Below are 20,499 nucleotides of genomic sequence, written 5' to 3'. Positions count from 1 at the left end.
CCCGCTACTCCTCCGTATCGAGCGGCACGGCGGCGGAGAGCTGGTGCAACCGCAGCGCCAGCTGGATCTCCAGGGCGCGGGCCGGGTCCTGCCAGTCGGGTCCCAGCAGCCGGCTCACCCGGTCCAGGCGCTGCGCGACGGTGTTCACATGGACGTGCAGCTCGTCCTTGGTGCGGGCCGGGCTCATCCCGCAGGCGAAGTACGCGCTCAGGGTGCGCAGCAGCTCGGTACCGCGTCGGGCGTCGTAGTCGGTGACGGCACCGAGCGTGCGGTGGACGAAGCCGTCCACGTCGCGGGTGTCGGCGAGCAGCAGTCCGAGGAAGCCGAAGTCGGCGGCGGCCGCGCCCTGGCCCGCCCGGCCCAGTGCGCACAGCGCCTCCCGGCAGCGACGGGCCTCGGCGTAGGCGCCCGCGACGGCCGCGGGGCGGGCGGCGGGGGCCGGGACGGGAGCCGAGGCACCGACCGTGACGGGCAGGTGCAGCGCGGCACCGAGCCGGGCGGCGACCTCCCGGGCGGTGTGCGCCGGATCGCCGTCGGGCCCGAGCGGCAGCAGCAGAACGGCGCCGCCGTCCCGTACGGCGGCCAGACCGTGGCGGGTGGCGGCCAGGTGGGAGGCCGCCGACCACAGGCGCCGGCGGTCGGCGCCGTCGGGGTGGGGCGGGCTCTGGCCGCCGGAGGTCCGCGCACCGGAGGTCCGCGCCGCCAGCACCACATGGGGCGTGTCCAGGTCGGCGCCGATCCGGGCGGCGCGTTCCCGCAGCAGGCGGGGGTCGCGGTCGGCGGCGTCCAGGAGGTCGTCCAGCAGCTCGCCGCGTACCCGCTGTTCGGCCTCGCCGGCGGTCCGGCGGGCGAGCAGGAGCAGGGCGGTGACCATCGCGGCCCGCTCCAGGGTCCGCTGGTCGACGGGGTCCAGTGCCGGGTGGCCGCGCAGGACGAGGGCGCCCAGGACCTCGCCGCCGCCCCAGACCGCGGCGACCCAGTCTCCCCCACTCTCGGCTTCTCCCCCACTCTCGGCTCCGCTCGACCGGGGGGACCCCCATGCCCGGGAGGTACCCCCATCGTCCCGTACGGCGTGGCCGTCCGCGCGGGAGCGGTCCAGGGCGGCGGCCGGCGCCTGCCCGGGAGCGGTGAACTCCACCTCGCCGTCCAGGACTTCGGCCACCGCGTCCGCGACGTCCTGGACCCCGCCGCCGCGCAGCACCAGTTCGGTCAGCCGGTCATGGATGCCGGAGGCCCGCTCGATGACCGCACTGCGGTCGCGGATGATCTCGTTGGCGGCCTCCAGTTCGGTGAGCGCCTTGCGGGTCTCGGCGAGGAGGTTGGCGGTGTCGAGGGCGACGGCCGCGTGCGCCGCGTGGGCGGCGAGCAGCGCGATCTGGCCGGGGTCGAAGACCCGTTCGCGGCGGTCGGCGGCGAAGAGCACGCCGATGACGCCGCTGCCCAGCATCAGCGGCACCCCGAGGATCGCCACCAGCCCCTCGTCGCGGACGCCCGAGTCGATGGTGCGCGTATGCCGGAACCGCTCGTCGTGGAAGTAGCTGTCGGTGACGTACGGGCGGGCGGTCTGTGCGACCAGCCCGCCCAGGCCCTCGCCCATGCCGAGCCGCAGCTGCTGGAAGCGCGCGGAGACCGAGCCGTCGGTGACCCGCATGTAGGTGTCGCCGGCGGACGGGTCGTTGAGGGTGAGGTAGGCGACCTCGGTGCCCAGGAGGGCGCGGGCCCGGCGCACGATGGCGCGCAGCACGGCGTCCAGGTCGCGCAGCCCGGCCAGGTCGTGCGCGGTGGCGTAGAGCGCGGACAGCTCGGCCTCGCGCCGTCGGCGGCCCTCCAGTTCGGTCCGTACCCGCAGCGCGAGGAGCTTGGCCCGCTCCAGTGCGGCGAGCCGGCCGGCGGGCGCGCCCTCGGCGCGGGCGCGCAGCACCGGACGCTCGTACTCCTCGGCGGCGGCCCCGGTGGCCAGCAGGCGGAGAAAGCCGAGCGCGCCGGTCTCGGTGCCGGACTCGGGCGTCGGCTGGTCGTTGGGCATGGTCACAGGGATACCTTCGGGTCGTCGCCGCGCGCCAGACTCCGCCGCCCGCGGGATGCGCGGGCGTACGGACCGGGCTGCTCAGTGCGCGGTCCAGCCCCCGTCGAGCACCAGCGAGGCACCGGTCACGAACGACGCCTGCGGGGTGCAGAGGTAGGCGACGGCCTCGGCGACCTCCTCCGGTTCGAGCAACCGCTTGAGGGCGGAGTCGGCGAGCAGGATGTCGGCCAGTACGCGTTCCTCGGGGATGCCGTGTGCCGCGGCCTGGTCGGCGAGCTGCCGCTCGACGAGGGGCGTGCGGACGTATCCGGGGTTGATGCAGTTGCTGGTGACGCCGTGCGGGGCGCCCTCCAGGGCCGCGGTCTTCGACAGGCCTTCCAGGCCGTGCTTGGCGGCGACGTAGGCGGACTTGAAGGGCGACGCCCGCAGCCCGTGCACGGACGAGATGTTGATGACGCGGCCCCAGCCCTGCTCGTACATATGGGGCAGCGCACCGCGCAGCAGCCGGAAGGGTGCCTCCAGCATGACGGTCAGCACCTGGTGGAAGACCTCGGGCGGGAACGTCTCGATGGGGCGGACGAGTTGGATGCCGGCATTGTTGACCAGCAGGTCGGTGCCCGCCGCCGCCCGCTCGGCGGCGTCCAGGTCGGTGAGGTCCAGGGGGCGGGGTTCGATGCCGCCGCGGGCGCCGTCCGGGAGGGCCGCGACGAGGCCGGCCAGGCCCGCCGCGTCCCGGTCGACCGCGCGCACCGTGGCTCCGGCCGCCGCCAGGCGCAGGGCACAGGCCCGGCCGATGCCGCCGGCCGCGCCGGTGACGAGGGCGGTGCGGCCGTCGAGTTCGAGGGACACCGGCCCCGGAGTACGTGGCGGGCCCGGCGTTCCTGGCGTTCCTGGGGTTCCTGGGGTGCCGGTCATGGTCATGTGTCCGCACCCTAGGCGGCGACGGACCCGGCACCGATGTGCCGCGGCCCCACACTTCGGGGGCCGGGTGTGGCGGCCGTACACCCCTGCCGTGCACCCCTGCCGTACATCCCTGCCGTGCGCGCCGGGCCGCGCCCCGGCGCGCTTCACCCGATCGGCCGCCCCGGATCGCCCCGCCCCCGCGGGCCTCCTAGCGTCGTACGACGCAGCGTGCCGAGCGCCGACCGCCGCCACAAGGGAGTCCGAGATGCAAAGGCTCATCGCCGTGCCGACCGTGCTGCTCGCCCTGGCCGCCGCGGGGTGCGGGGACACCGAGGGCCGCGGGGAGCCCGTGCCGTCGTCCGCCGGTACGGGCACCGGGCCGGGCCCCCAGCGCTCCGCTCCCGGCTCGGCCGCCCCCTCCCCCGCCGTCCCCGGGCAGCCGGTGAGCTGCGGCGAGATCCAGAACGCCCTGGGCGAGGCGGGCGATGTCGCGCTGTACGCGGATCCGGGCGCCGGCGGCACGGTGGGCTGCGAGGAGGCCCGCGATGTGATGTCGGAGTTCTTTGTGCGGGCGCCGCGGGAGGGCGACAGCGAGCGGGGCACTTTGGCCGTACGCGGCTGGTTCTGCCAGTACGAGAGCGGCCCCACCGGCACCTGGATCACGAGCTGCCGCAAGGACCGGCGGGAGATGCACACGGAGGAGCCAGCCGAGCAGCCGGGCTCCCCGGACGGGCCCCAGCTGCCCCCGCTGCCCGTGGAACCGTCGGACCCGATGGAGGAGCCGTCGACCGAGGAACTGTAGACGGCGGGCCCCGGGGCCACCCCGGCGACTGCCCCCGGACTGCTGCCCCCTGACCTCTCCTCCCACCTGTCCCGACCTGCTACTCCGGGACCTGCTCTTCCTCAGAGTCCTCCGCCATCCCCTGGAACCACGTAGGCCCGGCCTCCACCGCCCGCTTGATGCGGACCAGCGAGTACTCGTCCAGCTCCGGCAGGGCGTCCACCGCGAACCAGCCGACGTCCAGGGACTCGTCGTCGTTGACCCGCGCCGTGCCGCCGACCGCGCGGCAGCGCAGCGTCACGTCCATGAACTGGCAGACGTCGCCGTTGGGGTAGTGCGTGGGCGGCATGGTGTCGACGAGGACCACCCGCTCGGCGACGACCCGCACCGCGGTCTCCTCGTAGACCTCGCGCAGCGCGGTCTCGGCGGGCTGCTCGCCGGGTTCGGGGATGCCGCCGATCACCGACCAGCGGCCGGTGTCGGCCCGCTTGCCCAGCAGGACACGGCCCCCGTCGTCGAAGACGACCGCGCTCACCCCGGGCAGCCACAGGAGCTTGCGGCCGATGGAGCTGCGGAGGTCACGGATGAAATCGGGCGTTGCCATGCTCCGACCCTACGGGACCCGGCCCCCTGGTCCGGCCCCCGGAAAGTCCCCTGGTTCCACAGACCCATCGGACGAGCCCTAGGCGCCCGCCGGGGTCCCGTTGGTCCGCGGGAGCCGGCGGCGGACGGCGCGGACGGCGCCCTCGGCGTCATCGACGGTGACGGTGAAGGTGTGCCCGTCGCCGAGCCTGAGCACCAGGCCCTCGCCGCGGCGTACGACCACGGCCGTGCCCTGCTCGGGGCGCCAGCGGTAGCCCCAGCCGCCCCAGTGGCGGGGGGTGACCTGGGGCGCGAAGTCGGCGCCGACGACGGTGTCCAGGGGGATCCGGCGGCGCGGCACTCCGATGTAGCCGCACCGCACCTCCAGGCAGTCCTTGTCGACGCGCACGGCGACATGGACGAAGGCGAGCGTGCCGAAGAGCACCAGAAGACCGGCCGCGACACAGCCGACCACCGACATCACCAGGGGTGCCAGACCGTGGGTCCAGCTGCTCGCGACGGCGAGCTCGATGCCCAGTGCCAGACAGCCCGCGCCCACCATGGCCAGCAGCCACTGGATGCGGTTGGTGGCGCTGCCGTGCCAGACCTCGGGGGTCACCGCGTGGGCGCCGCTGACGTGGGCCGCCGGGCCGTCGGAGCCGTCGGTACTGCCGTGGTTGCCGGGGGCTGCTGCCCCCTCGTGGGGGTGGTCCCTCATGAGACGCAGCGTACGCGTCTTCACACGCTATGGCAGCGCGTCGGAGGGACCGTTCGGAGGGACCCGTTCAGCCGCTCAGTACGCCCGCGGTGTCCGTGCGGCTCTCCGCGAGCAGCCGGCCCTCGGCGTAGGCGAGCGCCACCTCCGGCAGCGCGCCCGGGCGCCCGCTGAGCAGCACGCTGAGCCCGCCGGTGGGGGCGGCCGCGGGTGCCGGTTCGGCGCCGGCGCGGCGCAGCGCCTGGGCGGCGACGGCCTCGGCCGACCCGTGCAGGGCGAGCGCCGGGGCGCCGGGCTGCTGGAGCGCGGCGCGGATCCGTTCGGCGACCAGCTCGTAGTGGGTGCAGCCCAGGACGACGGCCCGTACGTCGCGCGGGGTGAGGCGCGCGGCGGCCGCGACGGCGGCGTCGATGGCGGCCTCGTCGGCGGTCTCGACCGCGTCGGCGAGCCCGGGGCAGGGCACCGCGGTGACGGCCACGCCGCGCGCGAAGCGTTCGATCAGGTCCCGCTGGTAGGGGCTGCCGGTCGTGGCGGGCGTGGCCCAGATGGCGACGGGGCCGCCGCCGGCCGCGGCGGGCTTGATCGCCGGGACCGTGCCGATGACCGGGACGGCGGGCTCCAGCTCGGCGCGCAGGACGGGCAGGGCGTGGACGGAGGCGGTGTTGCAGGCGACGATCAGCGCGTCGGGGCGGTGTGCGGCGGCCGCGCGGGCCACCGCCAGGGCGTGTGCGGCGACGTCGTCGGAGGTGCGCGGGCCCCAGGGCATGCCGTCGGGGTCACTGGAGAGCACCAGATCCGCGTCGGGTCGCAGTCGCCGTACGGCGGCGGCCGCCGCGAGCAGCCCGGTCCCGGAGTCCATCAGCGCGATCTTCACCCGGACACTTTACCGGTCCGGACGTCCGACTTGTCATACCGGGCGGGGGCGGCTCGTTCCGGGCGGACCCGCCGTCCTCGGCCTGTACGTCGGACCGCCGCCGTACGGTGCGGCAGACTGCGCCCCGTGGGTGCGATGGGGTGGATCGGTGTCGGGTCGGTGCTGGCCTGGGTGTGGCTGCTGCTGGGGCAGGGCTTGTTCTGGCGCACGGACGTACGGCTGCCGGACCGCCGCGATCCCGGGCGCTGGCCGTCGGTCGCGGTGGTGGTGCCGGCGCGGGACGAGGCGGCGGTGCTGCCGGAGAGCCTGCCTTCGCTGCTCGGGCAGAAGTACCCGGGCCGGGCGGAGGTCTTCCTCGTCGACGACGGCTCCTCGGACGGGACCGGCGCGCTGGCCCGTGAGCTGGCCGACGCATGGGGCGGGCTGCCGCTGACGGTGACCTCGCCCGGTGAGCCCGAGCCGGGGTGGACGGGCAAGCTGTGGGCGCTGCGGCAGGGGATCGCGCTGGCCCGGGACCGGGTGGCGCCGGAGTATCTGCTGCTGACCGACGCGGACATCGCGCACGATCGGGAGAGTCTGCGGGAGTTGGTGGCGGCGGCCCGGTCGGCGGAGCTGGACCTGGTGTCGCAGATGGCGCGGCTGCGGGTGGTGACGCCCTGGGAGCGGCTGATCGTGCCGGCGTTCGTGTACTTCTTCGGGCAGCTCTACCCGTTCCGCCGGGTGAACCGGCCCGGGGCGCGGACCGCGGCGGCGGCCGGCGGCTGTGTGCTGCTGCGGCGGGAGGCCGCGGAGCGGGCCGGCATCCCGGAGGCGATCCGGCACGCGGTGATCGACGATGTGGCGCTGGCGAGGGCGGTGAAGCGCAGCGGCGGCACGGTCTGGCTGGGGCTGGCGGACCGGGTGGACAGCGTACGGCCGTATCCGCGGCTGGCCGAGCTGTGGCGGATGGTCTCGCGCAGCGCGTACGCCCAGCTGCGGCACCGGCCCCTGCTGCTGCTCGGCACGGCGCTGGGACTGGCGCTGGTGTATCTGGCGCCGCCGGTCGTGCTGGCGGCCGGGCTGGCCGGCGGCGGCCCGGCCGTCGCGCTGGCGGGCGGGGCGGCCTGGGCGGTGATGTGCGGGACGTATCTGCCGATGCTGCGCTACTACGGGCAGCCGGCCTGGGCGGCGCCGCTGCTGCCGTTCACCGCGGCGCTCTATCTGCTGATGACGGTGGACTCGGCGGTGCAGCACTACCGGGGGCGCGGCGCGGCGTGGAAGGGCCGGACGTACGGGGCGCCCTGACACCGCCCCCCGGTGGCGGTGTCACTTGCTGGCCGGGGACCAGTCCAGGCCCCAGCCGTAGGCGTAGTCCACGGTGCGCTGGGGGCTGATGCCGGGCTCGGGGACGAGGTAGCGGGCCTCGCGCTGGACGACGAGTTCGCTGCCGGTGTGGGAGATCAGGGCCAGCGCGCAGACGTTGGACGGCACCGTGCAGGCGTCGAGCGAGAACTCGACGGGGGCGCCGTACTGGGGCTGGAGGGTGACCGTGGCGCTGAGGCCCTCGAAGCTGCGGGCGCCCGCGTAGACGGTGACGAAGATCAGGATGCGCTTGATGCGCGCCTGGTGGTCGAGGTTGATGGTCAGGTTCTCGCCGGCCGCCACCGCGCCGGTGCGGTCGTCGCCGTCGAGCTGGATGTACGGCGGGGCGTGCAGGGCGCCGAAGTTGTTCCCGAGCGGGTGGACCACTCCGGCGGCGCCGTCGGCGAGTTCGTACAGCGCGCACAGATCGAGGTCCAGCTCGCCGGACGGGGGCAGCAGCGCGCCGCGGGCGCCCATGGCCTGCATCGCCTTGCGGCCGAGTTTCTTGGTCAGCCGCTTGCCGACGCCGCCGCTCGACCAGTTGAGGTTCACCCGCATCGCCCCGGAGGTGCCACCCTGCTTCGTCAACGAAACGGCAGGGGCGTCCTTCGTGAGGGTGACTTTTGTGAGACGAACGGCAGGGGGCGCGGGAGCCGGCGCGGGCTGCCCCGGCGGGGGCGGAATTGACGCCGCCGGTTGACCCGTCGGCAACGGGGGCGCAGGCGCCGTCAGCGGGGGCGCGGGAGCCGGCGCGTGGGGCACCGCGGGGGCCGGGCCGGGAGCCGGGGCCGGCGGCGCCGCGGGCTCGTCGACACTGATGCCGAAGTCGGTGGCCAGGCCCGCGAGTCCGGTGTCGTACCCCTGCCCCACCGCGCGGAACTTCCACGCGCCCTGCCGCCGGTAGAGCTCGCCGAGCACGAAGGCGCTCTCCGTGGTGGCGTCCCGGCTGTCGAAGCGGGCGATCTCGGCGCCGCTCGCCGCGTCCAGCACCCGGATGTGCAGGCCGGGCACGCTGCCGAAGGTGCCGCCGTCGGCGGAGGCGGCGAGCACCACCTTGTCGACGGCGGCTTCGACGGAGGCGAGGGCGACGGTGAGGGTGTCCGTCATCGCGCCGCCGGCCGGGCGCTTGCCCTCGTGGCGTACGGCGCCGGAGGCGTGCACGGCCTGGTTGTAGAAGACGAAGTCGCCGTCGTCGCGGACCTTTCCGGCCACCAGGAGCAGCGCGGAGGCGTCCACGTCCGGTGTCCCGGGGGCGGCCTGCCAGCCCAGTTCCACCCGGACCCCCTGGGCCGGGACCGGGACATTGCCGCCCTTGAGCATCGACATCGCTGCGCCTTCCTCTCGTCCGCCGGGCCCCGTCAGTGGTGGCACTCCCAACCTACTTGGCCCGAACCGCTCCGAACGTCCCCCCGTTCACCCGCGAGAAGCGAGGTCTTTACACGATCCCTACGGGCGATCGCGACCGATTTCCACAAGTTCGCTCGCATTGGCGAGCGACGACCGCTCCGAACACCTGAAACAACCCTCTTTTCAGGCTCCCCAATCAGCACATCGTGGGCTTAACTTATGAGGCATGACCTCCCCCCGCTCTACCTACGGCGGCGGCTACTACGCTTCGCCTTCCTTCCCGGACACTCCGATCTACGACAGCCTCGTCGCCGAACGCGGTACGCCCCAGATCGCCCCGATCCGGGTGAACCCCTCCCCTTACGACACGGGTTCGTCCTATTTGCCGGCGCTGCCCTCGGCGCTGCCGGCACTTCCGGCCGCTCCCTCCCACCCGTCCCCGGGGCAGGGCTACCCGGGTGCCGCCGCGCAGCCGGTCGCTCCGCTGCAGCACGCCCCGGCGCCGTACATCCCCCAGCAGGCGGGCGTCCGCGGCGGCTATCAGGCCCCGCAGCAGCCCCAGCCGCAGCGCCCGGCACCGGGCATGGGCACGGGGTACGAGGCCATGCGGCCCGCCGCACCGGTCGCGCCCCGCCCGGCCGCCCCGTACGACGATCCGTACGGGCGGCAGTATCCGCGCGGCTACTGACCCGGGGCGATCGGTCAACTGTCCGAGGCGGCTGGCAGGATGGGAAACATGCCGAAGCCTGCGCTCCAGTCGATCCATCTCTACCCGGTCAAGTCCATTGCGGGGACCGACCCCGGCGAGGCGGTCGTGGAGCCATGGGGGCTCGCCGGGGACCGACGGTGGCTGCTGGTGGACGCCGAGGGCGGGCAGCTCACCCAACGGCCGCAGCCGGCGCTGGCGCTGGCGCGCGCCGAGGGGCTGCCGGGCGGCGCCCTCCGGCTCACCGCCCCCGGGATGGCGGCGCTGACGGTCGGGGTGCCCGAGTCCGGGGAGACCGTCCCGGTGGAGATCTGGAAGGACAAGGTGGAGGCGGTCCCCGCGGGCGAGGCGGCCGCCGAGTGGTTCAGCGGGTATCTGGGCCTTGAATGCCGGCTGGTGTACCTCGACGCCCCGGAGAGCCGCCGGCCGGTCGACCCGGAGTACAGCGTGCCCGGTGACACGGTCGCCTTCTCCGACGGCTTCCCGCTGCTGCTGACGACCACCTCGTCGCTGGACGCCCTCAACTCCCTCATCGCCCAGGGGGACCACGCCGATGAGGGCCCCCTGCCCATGAACCGTTTCCGGCCCAATGTGGTGGTGGACGGCACGGCCCCCTGGGCGGAGGACGACTGGCGGCGGGTCCGCATCGGCGAGGTGGTCTTCGAGGTGGCCAAGCCCAGCGCACGCTGTGTGGTCACGACCACCGACCAGCACACCGCCGAGCGCGGCAAGGAACCGCTGCGGACCCTCGCCCGTCATCGCCGCTTCGGCGACCGGCTGGTCTTCGGCCAGAATCTGATTCCCCGCGGGACGGGCACGATCCGTATCGGCGACCCGTTCGAGATACTCGACTGACGGGCCGGCGCGGCCCTGCGCCGTGGTCGCGCCGCGGGCGCTCGCGTCGGCTGCCGGACCATCGCGGCCCGGTTCCCGGTCGGCCGCGTCGGGGCGCCCGGCGCCGCCGAGGGGCGAGGGCGACGGGAGACAGAGACCGCGTGTCGATGCCTGCGAGGGACACCGGAAGCGACCATCTGATCCCTGTCCAGCAGCTGCGGCCCGGAGACCACGCCTTTGTGAGTTACGGCAATGACGAGGTGCGCTGGGAGGTCGTCACGGCTTTCGTACGGCTCGGGCTGGCCCGCGGCGAGAAGGTACTGGTCCTGCCCTGCCCCGGGGTGCCCGAGGAGGAGGTGCTGGCCCGGATCGACTTCCCCAGCCGCAGCACGATCCAGGCGCGCGCCCGCGGCCAGTTGGTGGTGAGCAGCATGCACGAGGTGATCTCGCCGGACACCGAGTTCACCGCCGGGCGGCAGCTGGACCGGCTGTCCGCGGAGACCGACCGGGCGACGGCCGAGGGCTATACGGGCCTGCGGGCGTTCGTCGACATGGGCTGGGTGGCCGCGCTGGGCTCGGACGTCGAGGCGATGGCCTGCCGCGAGACGGGCGCAGGGGAGCTCTTCGCCGGCCGCCCGTACACGGAGGTCTGCGCCTACGACCGCCGCCGGTTCGACCGCTCGGTGGTCGCCGCCATGGCACGGGCGCACCCGCGCGCGCTGCTGGAACGTCTGGGCGATCTGCGCTCCGTGCGCGACCCGGACGGCGCGCTGCGCTTCATCGGCGAGGCGGACGCCGCGCATCACGACGCCTTCCGCACGGCGCTGCAGATCGCACTGGCGCACACGGCGCCGGCCGGGCGGCTGACGGTCGATCTGACCCGGCTGCACTTCCTCTCGGTGGGCTGCGCCGTCAGCCTGCTCACGCTGGCCCGCGGCGCCGTGGGCCATGAACTGATCGAGGTGCGCTGCCACCGCGGGCAGCGCCGGATGCTGCGGCGGCTGGGCGGCGGGACGGTGCCGCTGCTGGTGCTGACGGAGGTGGTACGTCCGTGGTGAACCCCGATGCTGCGGGCCCGGCGGAGGATCCGGCCGAGGAGTCCGGCCGCCGGCTGCTCCAACGGCGCTTCACCGCCCGGCTGCTGCCGCAGCTGCGGCTGCTGGTCGAGGAGTGCGCCGCCCGGGAGGGCCTGTGCGAGCCGCGGCGGGGCGAATTCGTCCTGGCCGTGGACGAGATCGCGGGGAACGCCGTGGAGCATGCGGGCGGTTCGGGGCAGCTGGTGCTGCGGCGGGTGGACGATGAGCTGGAGTGCCGGATCAGCGACGCGGGGCCCGGGTTCAGCGAGGCGGTGATCCCCGAGCTCCTGCCGGGCCTGGACGGTGCGACGAAGGGGCGCGGGCTGTGGCTGGCGCGCCTGGTGGCGGACCGGTTCACGGTCACCGCGGCGGCTCCGGGGGCGGGCGCGGTGGTGACCCTCGCGGTACGGCTGCGCTGAGCGCCCCGGCCCCGGACGGCCCCGGGACCTGCCCTCCGTACGGCCGCAAGCCGCACTCCGTACGGCGTGAGGTAACTCTCTCTTGTCAGAACTCTCGCATGGAGCACCCCTGATGAGGTATTCACGGACACGGAGAGGGGGCGAGGATGCGAGCGATACGAGGCGTATGGCGCTGGCGGCGCAATCCCCTGCGGCGCCGGACCGACCGGATCGAGGCCTGGGTGGCGCTCGCCGCCGCCCTCCTGATCGCTCTCGGGGCGCCCTTCGCGGGCTGGCTTACCGGACGGGCGGCGCACGGCGCGCTGCTGGAGACCGTACGTCTGCAGCATCAGCAGCGCCATCTGGTGTGGGTCACGGTCGACCGGCTGGTCTCCCGGGCCCCGCTCGACCCCGATCCGGAGACCTCGTCGCAGCGCGATGCGCACCTGCGGGTGGTCGCCCGCTGGACGGCCGTCGACGGCAGCGCGCATACCGGGCAGCTCGCCGCGCCGCGCCCGGTGGAGTCCGGTGAGCGGTTCCGCATCTGGACGGACGTACGGGGCCGGGTGATGCCCCGGCCGATGGACGTCAGCACGGCCGGTACGCACGCCGTACTGGCCGGTCTGGGCACCACGGCCGCCGTCGGCGGGCTGATCGAGGGTGGCCGGCGCCTGGTCGTCGGGCAGCTGATGGTGCGTCGTTTCCGCCGCTGGGACGCGGAGTGGGAGCGCGCGGGCCAGGACTGGGGCCGGGCCGACGCCGGGAGTTGAGCCGTCCGTTCCTTCGGGGCTGACCAGGCGCTGACCGTGTCAACTGCCGCCCGCCGGGCGCGCTACGGTGGGGGCGCCAGCCTCTCGGCTGGGGCTCGGAGGACCCGAATGCGGACATCCGCGTACGGATGGCTGCCGGGACGACATCAGCCGCACGAGGTGGGGGCACGACAGCGCCATGGCACAGGGCTCGGTCCAGGTGACGCACTCCGGAACGTCGCGTTGGCGGCGCCGCACCGGGGAGTACAGCTCGCTCGCCGCCGCCCTGGAGGCCGCCGGGGACGGTGATGTGCTGACCGTCCCGGCCGGTACGTACCGGGAGAACCTGGTGCTGCAGCGCGCGGTGACGCTGCGCGGCCCGGACGGGTCGCGCGGTTCGGTGCGGATCGCCCCGGCCGACGGGGTCGCGCTGACGATACGGGCCTCCGCGACCGTCCACGATCTGCATCTGGAGGCGACGGATTCGGCCTCGCCCGCGCTGCTGGTGGAGGACGGCGCGCCGGAGCTGACCGGTCTGAGAGTGGTGACCCGATCCGCGTCCGGCATCGAGGTCCGCGGCGGCGCCCGCCCGACGGTGCGCCGCTGCACGGTCGACAACGCGGGCGGGGTGGGCATCAGCGTCCTGGAGGGGGCCGGCGGCCTCTTCGAGGAGTGCGAGGTGGTGGCCGCCGGGCAGACCGGGGTGGCGGTGCGCGGCGGGGCCCATCCCCGGCTGGAGAACTGCCGGATCCACCATGCCTCGGGCGCCGGGCTGTCGGTCAACGGCGAGGGCAGCGCGGTCGAGGCGGTGGGCTGCGAGCTGTACGAGATCAAGGGCGCGGGCATCCAGGTGGCCGCGCGGGCCACCGGCCACCTCACGGACTGCACGGTGCACCGGACCTCCGCCGACGGCGTCACCCTGGACACCGACGCGGTCCTCACGCTGGCCGACTGCGACATCCACGACATCCCGGAGAACGCGGTCGACCTGCGGTCGCGTTCGGTGCTGACGCTGACCCGCAGCACGGTGCGGCACTTCGGCCGCAACGGCCTGTCCGTATGGGACCCGGGCACCCGGGTGGACGCCAACCAGTGCGAGATCCACGACAGCACCGGCGACTACCCGGCGGTGTGGGTCAGCGACGGCGCCACCGCCGTGCTGGACTCGACACGGGTCCATGACGTGCCGGACGCACTGTTCGTGCTGGACCGCGGCTCCCGCGCCGACGTGGTGGACTGCGACATCGCGCAGGTCCGCAACACCGCGGTGTCGGTGAGCGACGGGGCGACCGTGCAGCTGGACGACTGCCGGATCCGCGAGGCGGCGACCGGTGCCTGGTTCCGCGACCACGGCAGCGGCGGCACGCTCGCCAACTGCACCATCGACGGGGCGCAGACCGGCGTGATCGTCACCAAGGGCGCGGATCCCACCATTGAGGGCTGCACGGTGAGTTCACCGGCCGAGGCCGGGTTCTACGTCTCGGCCGAGGGCCGCGGCACCTTCCACGGCTGCCGGGTCACCGGGAGCTCCGGCTTCGGCTTCCACGTCATCGACGGCTGCCGTACGACGCTGACGCGGTGCCGTACGGAGCGGTGCGCCCGCGGCGGCTACGAGTTCGCCGACAGCGGCGCCGGGCAGGGTGACGGGCCCACGGTCCAGGACTGCACCAGCGACGAGAGCCGGGCCGCGGCGCCGCCGGCCGCCGTGGCGGCGCCCGCCGTGCAGCCGGCGACGCAGACGGCCGGGCTGCTGGGCAACGTCCCGGCGCAGAGCCCGCTGCCCGCCGCCGCGGCGGCCGAGCCGGTCGTCAGCAGCCGGCCCTCCGACGAGGTGCTGGGCGAACTCGACACCCTGGTGGGGCTGGAGAGCGTCAAGCGCGAGGTCCGCAGCCTGATCAACATGATCGAGGTGGGACGCCGGCGGCAGCAGGCGGGCCTGAAGGCCGCCTCCGTGCGCCGCCATCTGGTGTTCACCGGCTCCCCCGGCACCGGCAAGACGACCGTGGCCCGGCTCTACGGCGAAATCCTGGCGTCCCTGGGGGTGTTGGAGCGCGGGCATCTGGTCGAGGTGTCGCGGGTGGACCTGGTGGGCGAGCACATCGGCTCGACGGCCATCCGTACGCAGGAGGCGTTCGACCGGGCGCGCGGCGGGGTGCTGTTCATCGACGAGGCGTACGCCCTCTCCCCCGAGGACTCCGGCCGGGACTTCGGCAAGGAGGCCATCGACACCCTCGTGAAGCTGATGGAGGACCACCGGGACGCGGTGGTGGTGATCGTGGCGGGCTACACCGCCGAGATGGAGCGCTTCCTCGCGGTCAACCCCGGTGTGGCATCGCGCTTCTCACGGACCATCACCTTCGGCGACTACGCCCCCGAGGAGCTGCTGCGGATCGTCGAGCAGCAGGGCGAGGAGCACGAGTACCGCCTCGCCGAGGGGGCCGGCGAGGCGCTACTGAAGTACTTCACCGTACTGCCCAAGGGCCCCTCCTTCGGCAACGGGCGTACCGCGCGGCAGACGTTCGAGGCGATGGTCGAGCGGCACGCGGGCCGGGTGGCGCAGCTGGCCGACCCGAGCACCGACGACCTGACCCTGCTCTACGCGGACGATCTGCCCGAACTGTCCTGAGCGGCCGGCGGTCCCGACCCCGGCCGCCGGCAGCCGGGGCCGCCCTCGGGTTCTTCCCGCTGGCTCGGCACCGCCGGGTCGAGCCGGGCGATCAGCTCGGCGCGGACCGTTTCGAAGACCGGGTCGGACTGGTAGTCGCTGTGGCCCAGGATCTGGGCGGGCAGCGGGTTCTGCAGGGTGCGGCCGAAGGCGAGCGGGTCGCGCAGCGGGCCCTGGTCGATCCGCCGGCCGTCCTCGCAGGTGAGCAGGATCGGGCCGCCGATGGGGTCGGTGAAGCGCCACAGGTTGCGCCAGTCGTCCATCTCGCGGTGCAGTCCGGTGAGCGCGGGCGGTCCGAAGAAGGCGGGGAACCAGCGCCCGTAGAGGCGTTCCAGGGGGCTGCCGTACGTCAGCAGGGCGACCCGGCTGCGGGTGACCAGGTCGAGCTGCCAGACGGCGGCGGCCGCCAGCACACTGCCCTGGGAGTGTCCGGAGATCACCAGGCGGCCGTCGAACCGCTCGGTCCAGGTGGCCATCCGCCAGGTGAGGTCGGGGACGGCGCGCTCGGCGTAGCAGGGCGGCGCGAACGGGTGGGCGGCGCGCGGCCAGAACGTCCCGACGTCCCAGAGGATGCCGATGGTGCGGCGGGCGGAGTGATCGCGGTAGGCGCGCCGGCCCATGGCGATCAGCAGTATGACGCCGGCGCCCATCATCCAGGAGCCGAGGGACTCGGCGGTCTCGGCGGCGGCGTGCACGACGGGCGGTGCCCCGGCGGTGGCGGGGCCGGGCGCCAGGCGGGTGAGGCCGGCACCGGCCACCGCGCCGGCTCCCAGGACGAGGGTGACCACGGCGGTGGCAGCGACCAGGACGGGTGCCGCGTCGGTGAGTCCGGCGCGGGCGATGGTGCCGGCGATCCGCCGCGTACGGCGCTCGTCGGGGCGCTCGCGCGGGTCGTAGAGCCCGGGAACGTCCTTGACCACCTGCCCGCGGACGATCACCACGCGGACGGCCGCGAGCACGGCGACGACCGCGACCACCACCAGCAGCACGGGGATGACCGACGCCTGCCAGGACAGCAGGACCGGCGGGCCGGGGATGGGGGCGTTCTCCTGGCCGGGCGTCGCGCCGCCGTCCATCCAGTCGGCGAAGCGCTGGGCCACGCCCCCGGACAGGACACCGCCGACCGCGCAGGCCAGCAGGGCGACGGCGGGCCCGCCCATGCCGCGCAGGGCGGTGCGCTCGTCGTCGCGGGCGGCGCGCTGCAGCACCCAGGCGGTCACCGCCAGCGCGAGGACCAGCAGGCCCTGGAAGGCCGCGATGCCGCCGAAGGCGGAGGCGCCGGGCAGCGGGCCCTGACTGCGGGCCGCGGGGCGCGCCCAGCCGGTGTGCACGGCGATCAGCGCGAGCACGGCGAGCGCGGCGTACGGCAGGGCCCGTACGACCAGGCGGTCGGATTCGTCGTCGGGGGCGGCCTCGCTGCGGGCGGTCCGCCAGACGAGGATGAGCGTGACCGCGGCGAGCAGGATGACCAGGGCGGTCAGCGCCCGGCCGGTGACGGCGAGGGCCGTCTGGCCGCCGGCCCGCCGGTCCGTCTCGGCGCCGGCGGCGAGCAGCACCGCGGCGATGGTCAGCACCCCGGCCGTGGTGTGCGCGGCGCGCAGCCGGGCGACCAGCCGGCGGCCGTACCAGAAGCCCTCCAGGCTGAGCGCGGTGCGTTCCGCGTGCGGTGTGTAGCGGGAGCTGCCGGGCTGCCGGGGCGGCGGGGAGGCGGATTCGTACGCGCTCCAGGTGCGGTGCGAGAGCCACCACAGGAAGCCGATGACGAGCAGCGGCACCACGGAGGCGAGCGCGAGGCGGCGGCCGGGGGCGCTCCACCAGCCGGAGTTGTCGGGGCTGAGGAAGCCCAGCCAGGACTTGCCGGCGGAGCAGGCGGTGGTGCCGGCGCACTGCCAGGCCGTGAGGTCGAGGGCGACCTCGCAGGCCGCGGCGGCCAGCAGGACAGTGAGGGTGAGCGCGAGCAGGCGCACCAGGAGGTCGTAGATCCGCTGTGCCCGGTGGCCGGCCGGGGCGGCGGGGCGCATCCAGTGGGCGAGGTTGGCGACCATGAAGGGCACCAGGATCAGCCACAGGGCGCGGGCGCCGTTGCCGGAGGTGAGATTGGACCAGCAGTACGCCTCGCGGACCGGCCGGCCGTGGTAGTCCTCGGGCCGCTGCTCCGCGTCCGCGTCCTCCGTACGGCGGTAGCAGGCGGCGGTGTCGTCGCCGGTGATCAGCTGCACCCGCGGGTCGCCGAGCATCTTCTGCGCGGTGGTGCCGCCGACGCCGTGCACCAGCAGCTCCAGTGAGAGCTGCGGTGCGTCGGCCGGTGGCCGATCTCCGGTCGCGGCAGGGTGCGTTGGGCGGGCGTGCGGTGTCGGTTCCGCGGTCTCCACTGGCTTTCCCCCGTTGTCCGTGCGGCCCGTGCGGTGCGGTGCCTCAAGGATTGTCCCCTGCGGGCGGATGCGCCTCCACCCGTTCCGGACAGCTGGGTGCCGCACGGCGGTGTCCCGGGCGGCCGCGGGGGCGCTGTCAGTGGCGCGTGCGAGGATGAGGGAACCAATGATCGCAGGCGGGAGCCAGCGCGTACGACCCGACGTGGCGAGCCGGGCGGAAGGGACGGGCCGGGGTGAGCGACAGCCAGAACCTCCTTGCGGAGCAGCGGCGTGCCCTGATTCTCGACGAGGTCAGGCGGCGCGGCGGGGTGCGGGTCAATGAGCTCACCCGCAAGCTGAGCGTGTCGGACATGACGGTCCGTCGCGATCTGGACGCGCTCGCGCGCCAGGGCATGCTGGAGAAGGTGCACGGCGGCGCGGTGCCGGTGAGCGAGCCGAGCGCGCACGAGCCCGGTTTCGAGGCGAAGTCGGCGCTGGAGCTGAGCGCCAAGGAGGACATCGCCAGGGCTGCGGCCGAGATGGCGGCGCCGGGCAGTGCGATCGCGCTGGCGGGCGGCACGACCGCGTTCGCGCTGGCGCAGCAGTTGCTGGATGTCCCGGATCTGACGGTGGTGACGAATTCGGTGCGGGTGGCCGATGTGTTCTACACCGCGCAGCGGGCGGCGGCCAGCGCCGGCGGGGCGCCGCGTGCGGGGGCCGCGACGGTGGTCCTGACGGGCGGCGTGCGCACGCCGTCGGACACGCTGGTGGGGCCGGTGGCCGACGCGGCGATCCGGTCGCTGCACTTCGATGTGCTGTTCCTCGGGGTGCACGGCATATCGGTGGAGGCGGGGCTGTCGACGCCGAATCTGGCGGAGGCGGAGACCAACCGGCACTTCGTACGGTCCGCGCGGCGGGTGGTGGTGGTCGCCGACCACACCAAGTGGGGCAAGGTCGGGCTGAGTTCGTTCGCCTCGCTGGACGAAGTCGATGTGCTGGTGACGGACGCCGGGCTGCCGGCCGGGACGCGGGCGGAGTTCGCGGAGCTGCCGCCGGAGCTGGTGGTGGCGGGCGAGCAGCCGGCGGACGCGGCGGGCTGACCGGGGGGGGCGGTGGGGGCTGCACGGACCAGAGACTTCTGACGGCGCGTCAGCTATGGTGGCGGGCGCCGGGCAGCCGCCCCCGGCTTCCGCTGACCGCCTTGCAGGGGGTGCTCGTCCCATGGCACGCCGACTCCGCCCCGTCGAGCTCGACTTCGCCGGGTCCGCCCCGCTGCGGCTGGTCTTCGCCGCGGACATCGCCGCGCCGCCGAAGGCGGTGTACGCGGCGCTGGCGGACGATGTGCCGGGCTGGTCGGCCTGGTTCACGGGCGTGGCCCGGGCGGCGCCGACTGCTGACGGCCGGGGGCGGGAGGTACGGCTGGCGGGTGGCACCCGCTTCACCGAGACGGTCCTGGCCGCCGAGCCGGACGACCACTACGCCTACCGGGTCGACACCACCAACGCCCCTGGTCTGCGGGCCCTGTTGGAGGACTGGCGGCTGACGCCCTCGGGAGGCGGCACCCGGCTGCGGTGGACCTTCGCGGCGGACGGCCCGGCGCCGTTCCGCTGGGCGATGACACTGGCCAGGCCCGGCCTGGGCCGTGCCTTCCGCGAGTCGGCGCGGGCCCTGGACCGGCGGCTCACCGGGGCCTGAGCCGCGGCGCGGCCCGCCGGTGCACCCGGTCCGGGCCGGCAGCCGGAGCCCCCGCGGCCGGCGGGCGGACCGCCGCCCTCAGGAAGGCCAGGCCCCCGTGGCCAGGAACTCCTCGATGGCGCGCGCGTACGGCGCGATGTCCAGCCCCTGGGAGGCCAGCCAGTCGTCGGAGTAGTACTTGTCGAGGTAGCGGTCCCCGGGGTCGCACAGCAGCGTGACGACGGATCCCCTGCGGCCCTCGGCGACCATCTCCGCGACGATCTTCAGCGCGCTCCACAGGCCGGTACCGGTCGAGCCGCCCGCCTTGCGGCCGATCGCCGCCTCCAGGGCACGGACGGCGGCGATGCTGGCGGCGTCCGGCACCTTCATCATCCGGTCTATCGCACCGGGTAGGAAGCTCGGCTCCATCCGGGGCCGCCCGATGCCCTCGATCCGGGAGGCGGTCTCGCAGCCGGTCCCGGCGTCGCCGGTGAGCCAGCCGTCGAAGAAGCAGGAGTTCTCCGGGTCGGGCACACAGATACGGGTGTCGTACTGCATGTAGTGCACATAGCGGGCGATGGTCGCGGAGGTGCCGCCGGTGCCCGCGGTGGCCACGATCCAGGCCGGTTCCGGGTAGCGCTCCAGCCGCAGCTGCTGGTAGATCGACTCGGCGATGTTGTTGTTGCCCCGCCAGTCCGTGGCGCGTTCGGCGTAGGTGAACTGGTCCATGTAGTGGCCGCCGGACTCGGCGGCGAGCCGGGCGGAGACCTCGTAGACGGTCCGCGGGTCCTGGACCAGATGGCAGGTGCCACCGTGGAATTCGATCAGCCGGGTCTTCTCCCGGCTGGTGGTGGCCGGCATCACGGCGATGAACGGCACCCCGATCAGCGAGGCGAAGTACGCCTCGGAGACCGCCGTGGAACCACTGGAGGCCTCGATGACGGGCTTGCCCGGACGGATCCAGCCGTTGCACAGCCCGTAGAGGAAGAGCGAGCGGGCCAGCCGGTGCTTGAGGCTGCCGGTGGGGTGGGTCGACTCGTCCTTGAGGTAGAGGTCGATGCCCCACTTCTCGGGCAGCGGGAAGCGCAGGAGGTGGGTGTCGGCGGTGCGGTTGGCGTCCGCCTGGACCTTGCGTACGGCTTCGTTGAGCCAGCTGCGGTAGTCCGGGTCCGAGCGGTCGACATCGACGGTCGGCGCCGGGGCCCCGGCCGCGCTCTCGTGGTCGGGCCGGCTCTGCGGCTGCTGTGCGGTGCTCACCGGCGCACTCCTCAGGGGGTTTCCAGACCCGTGCGCTACGCCGGGCCGATTCCGACTATAGCCACCCTCGGCACCCTTCTCACCTGCATAAACATCACTTTGGGATACCCCAAGGAGGCCCTGGGAGGGGGCTGTTGCGGGCCTCGGACGCCGGGGACCCTGGTGCACCGGGCGTCCTCGCGGCAAACTTCCCACAAGGGGCGGTGGAGGGCACCTGCCC

General features: G+C 74.5%; 18 protein-coding genes. 10 read left to right on the top strand and 8 right to left on the bottom strand.

Annotated elements, in window-relative coordinates; all coding sequences use genetic code 11:
• Positions 1–4: 4 nt before the first annotated feature.
• Together ACWD6P_RS24580 and ACWD6P_RS24575 are read right to left on the bottom strand one after the other, a co-directional pair.
• Positions 5–2,026 (bottom strand): helix-turn-helix domain-containing protein, encoded by a 2,022-nt coding sequence (locus tag ACWD6P_RS24580; protein ID WP_451446331.1) that lies wholly within the window; start codon positions 2,024–2,026, stop codon positions 5–7.
• 81 nt (positions 2,027–2,107) lie between these two features.
• A complete protein-coding gene (locus ACWD6P_RS24575; RefSeq protein ID WP_451446312.1) occupies positions 2,108–2,947 on the bottom strand; it encodes a 3-hydroxybutyrate dehydrogenase in 840 nt (279 codons plus the stop codon).
• A gap of 247 nt (positions 2,948–3,194) precedes the next feature.
• On the opposite strand from ACWD6P_RS24575, the gene ACWD6P_RS24570 reads away from it, so the two are divergent.
• A complete protein-coding gene (locus tag ACWD6P_RS24570; RefSeq protein ID WP_451446311.1) occupies positions 3,195–3,731 on the top strand; it encodes a hypothetical protein in 537 nt (178 codons plus the stop codon).
• A 79-nt stretch (positions 3,732–3,810) separates the two neighbouring features.
• Here the strand turns inward: ACWD6P_RS24570 and ACWD6P_RS24565 are convergent, their stop codons facing one another.
• The 3 genes from ACWD6P_RS24565 to ACWD6P_RS24555 form a co-directional block, all read right to left on the bottom strand.
• Entirely contained in the window at positions 3,811–4,314 is a 504-nt protein-coding gene (locus ACWD6P_RS24565; RefSeq protein WP_451446310.1) for an NUDIX hydrolase, read from the bottom strand.
• A gap of 78 nt (positions 4,315–4,392) precedes the next feature.
• Entirely contained in the window at positions 4,393–5,010 is a 618-nt protein-coding gene (locus ACWD6P_RS24560) for a hypothetical protein (RefSeq protein ID WP_451446309.1), read from the bottom strand.
• A 67-nt stretch (positions 5,011–5,077) separates the two neighbouring features.
• Positions 5,078–5,881 carry a glutamate racemase gene (locus ACWD6P_RS24555; protein WP_451446308.1) on the bottom strand — a complete coding sequence of 268 codons (804 nt, stop codon included), beginning with the start codon at positions 5,879–5,881 and terminating at the stop codon, positions 5,078–5,080.
• A 135-nt stretch (positions 5,882–6,016) separates the two neighbouring features.
• On the opposite strand from ACWD6P_RS24555, the gene ACWD6P_RS24550 reads away from it, so the two are divergent.
• Positions 6,017–7,165 carry a glycosyltransferase gene (locus tag ACWD6P_RS24550; RefSeq protein WP_451446330.1) on the top strand — a complete coding sequence of 383 codons (1,149 nt, stop codon included), beginning with the start codon at positions 6,017–6,019 and terminating at the stop codon, positions 7,163–7,165.
• 21 nt (positions 7,166–7,186) lie between these two features.
• Here ACWD6P_RS24550 and ACWD6P_RS24545 read toward each other — a convergent pair whose 3' ends face one another.
• Positions 7,187–8,548 (bottom strand): TerD family protein, encoded by a 1,362-nt coding sequence (locus ACWD6P_RS24545; RefSeq protein ID WP_451446307.1) that lies wholly within the window; start codon positions 8,546–8,548, stop codon positions 7,187–7,189.
• 247 nt (positions 8,549–8,795) lie between these two features.
• Here ACWD6P_RS24545 and ACWD6P_RS24540 point away from each other — a divergent pair, with 247 nt between their 5' ends.
• The 6 genes from ACWD6P_RS24540 to ACWD6P_RS24515 all read left to right on the top strand — a co-directional run bounded on the left by ACWD6P_RS24540 (position 8,796) and on the right by ACWD6P_RS24515 (position 14,958).
• On the top strand, positions 8,796–9,257 hold the full coding sequence (locus ACWD6P_RS24540) for a DUF6643 family protein (RefSeq protein WP_451446306.1): 462 nt from the start codon (positions 8,796–8,798) through the stop codon (positions 9,255–9,257).
• A gap of 48 nt (positions 9,258–9,305) precedes the next feature.
• A complete protein-coding gene (locus ACWD6P_RS24535; protein ID WP_451446305.1) occupies positions 9,306–10,130 on the top strand; it encodes an MOSC domain-containing protein in 825 nt (274 codons plus the stop codon).
• A 146-nt stretch (positions 10,131–10,276) separates the two neighbouring features.
• Positions 10,277–11,167 (top strand): MEDS domain-containing protein, encoded by an 891-nt coding sequence (locus ACWD6P_RS24530; RefSeq protein WP_451446304.1) that lies wholly within the window; start codon positions 10,277–10,279, stop codon positions 11,165–11,167.
• The gene (locus tag ACWD6P_RS24525) at positions 11,161–11,604 is read left to right on the top strand and encodes an ATP-binding protein (protein WP_451446303.1); all 444 of its coding nucleotides are present in this window, start codon (positions 11,161–11,163) and stop codon (positions 11,602–11,604) included. Before ACWD6P_RS24530 ends, ACWD6P_RS24525 begins: the two co-directional genes overlap by 7 nt.
• Positions 11,605–11,750: 146 nt before the next feature.
• A complete protein-coding gene (locus tag ACWD6P_RS24520; RefSeq protein ID WP_451446302.1) occupies positions 11,751–12,353 on the top strand; it encodes an Rv1733c family protein in 603 nt (200 codons plus the stop codon).
• A gap of 178 nt (positions 12,354–12,531) precedes the next feature.
• Complete coding sequence (locus ACWD6P_RS24515) at positions 12,532–14,958, top strand: right-handed parallel beta-helix repeat-containing protein (protein WP_451446301.1); 2,427 nt, start codon at positions 12,532–12,534, stop codon at positions 14,956–14,958.
• Here ACWD6P_RS24515 and ACWD6P_RS24510 read toward each other — a convergent pair.
• The gene (locus ACWD6P_RS24510; protein ID WP_451446300.1) at positions 14,928–17,369 is read right to left on the bottom strand and encodes a hypothetical protein; all 2,442 of its coding nucleotides are present in this window, start codon (positions 17,367–17,369) and stop codon (positions 14,928–14,930) included. The two genes, ACWD6P_RS24515 and ACWD6P_RS24510, sit on opposite strands and share 31 nt — an antisense overlap.
• Positions 17,370–17,602: 233 nt before the next feature.
• Here ACWD6P_RS24510 and ACWD6P_RS24505 point away from each other — a divergent pair, with 233 nt between their 5' ends.
• Together ACWD6P_RS24505 and ACWD6P_RS24500 are read left to right on the top strand one after the other, a co-directional pair.
• Positions 17,603–18,448 (top strand): DeoR/GlpR family DNA-binding transcription regulator, encoded by an 846-nt coding sequence (locus ACWD6P_RS24505; protein ID WP_451446299.1) that lies wholly within the window; start codon positions 17,603–17,605, stop codon positions 18,446–18,448.
• 121 nt (positions 18,449–18,569) lie between these two features.
• The gene (locus tag ACWD6P_RS24500; protein WP_451446298.1) at positions 18,570–19,043 is read left to right on the top strand and encodes an SRPBCC family protein; all 474 of its coding nucleotides are present in this window, start codon (positions 18,570–18,572) and stop codon (positions 19,041–19,043) included.
• Between the two features lie 78 nt (positions 19,044–19,121).
• Here ACWD6P_RS24500 and ACWD6P_RS24495 read toward each other — a convergent pair whose 3' ends face one another.
• Positions 19,122–20,279 (bottom strand): PLP-dependent cysteine synthase family protein, encoded by a 1,158-nt coding sequence (locus tag ACWD6P_RS24495; protein ID WP_451446297.1) that lies wholly within the window; start codon positions 20,277–20,279, stop codon positions 19,122–19,124.
• Positions 20,280–20,499 lie beyond the last annotated feature (220 nt).

It is taken from the genome of Streptomyces sp. NPDC002446, from assembly GCF_053595675.1.
This window is presented reverse-complemented; position numbering and strand designations above follow the sequence as displayed.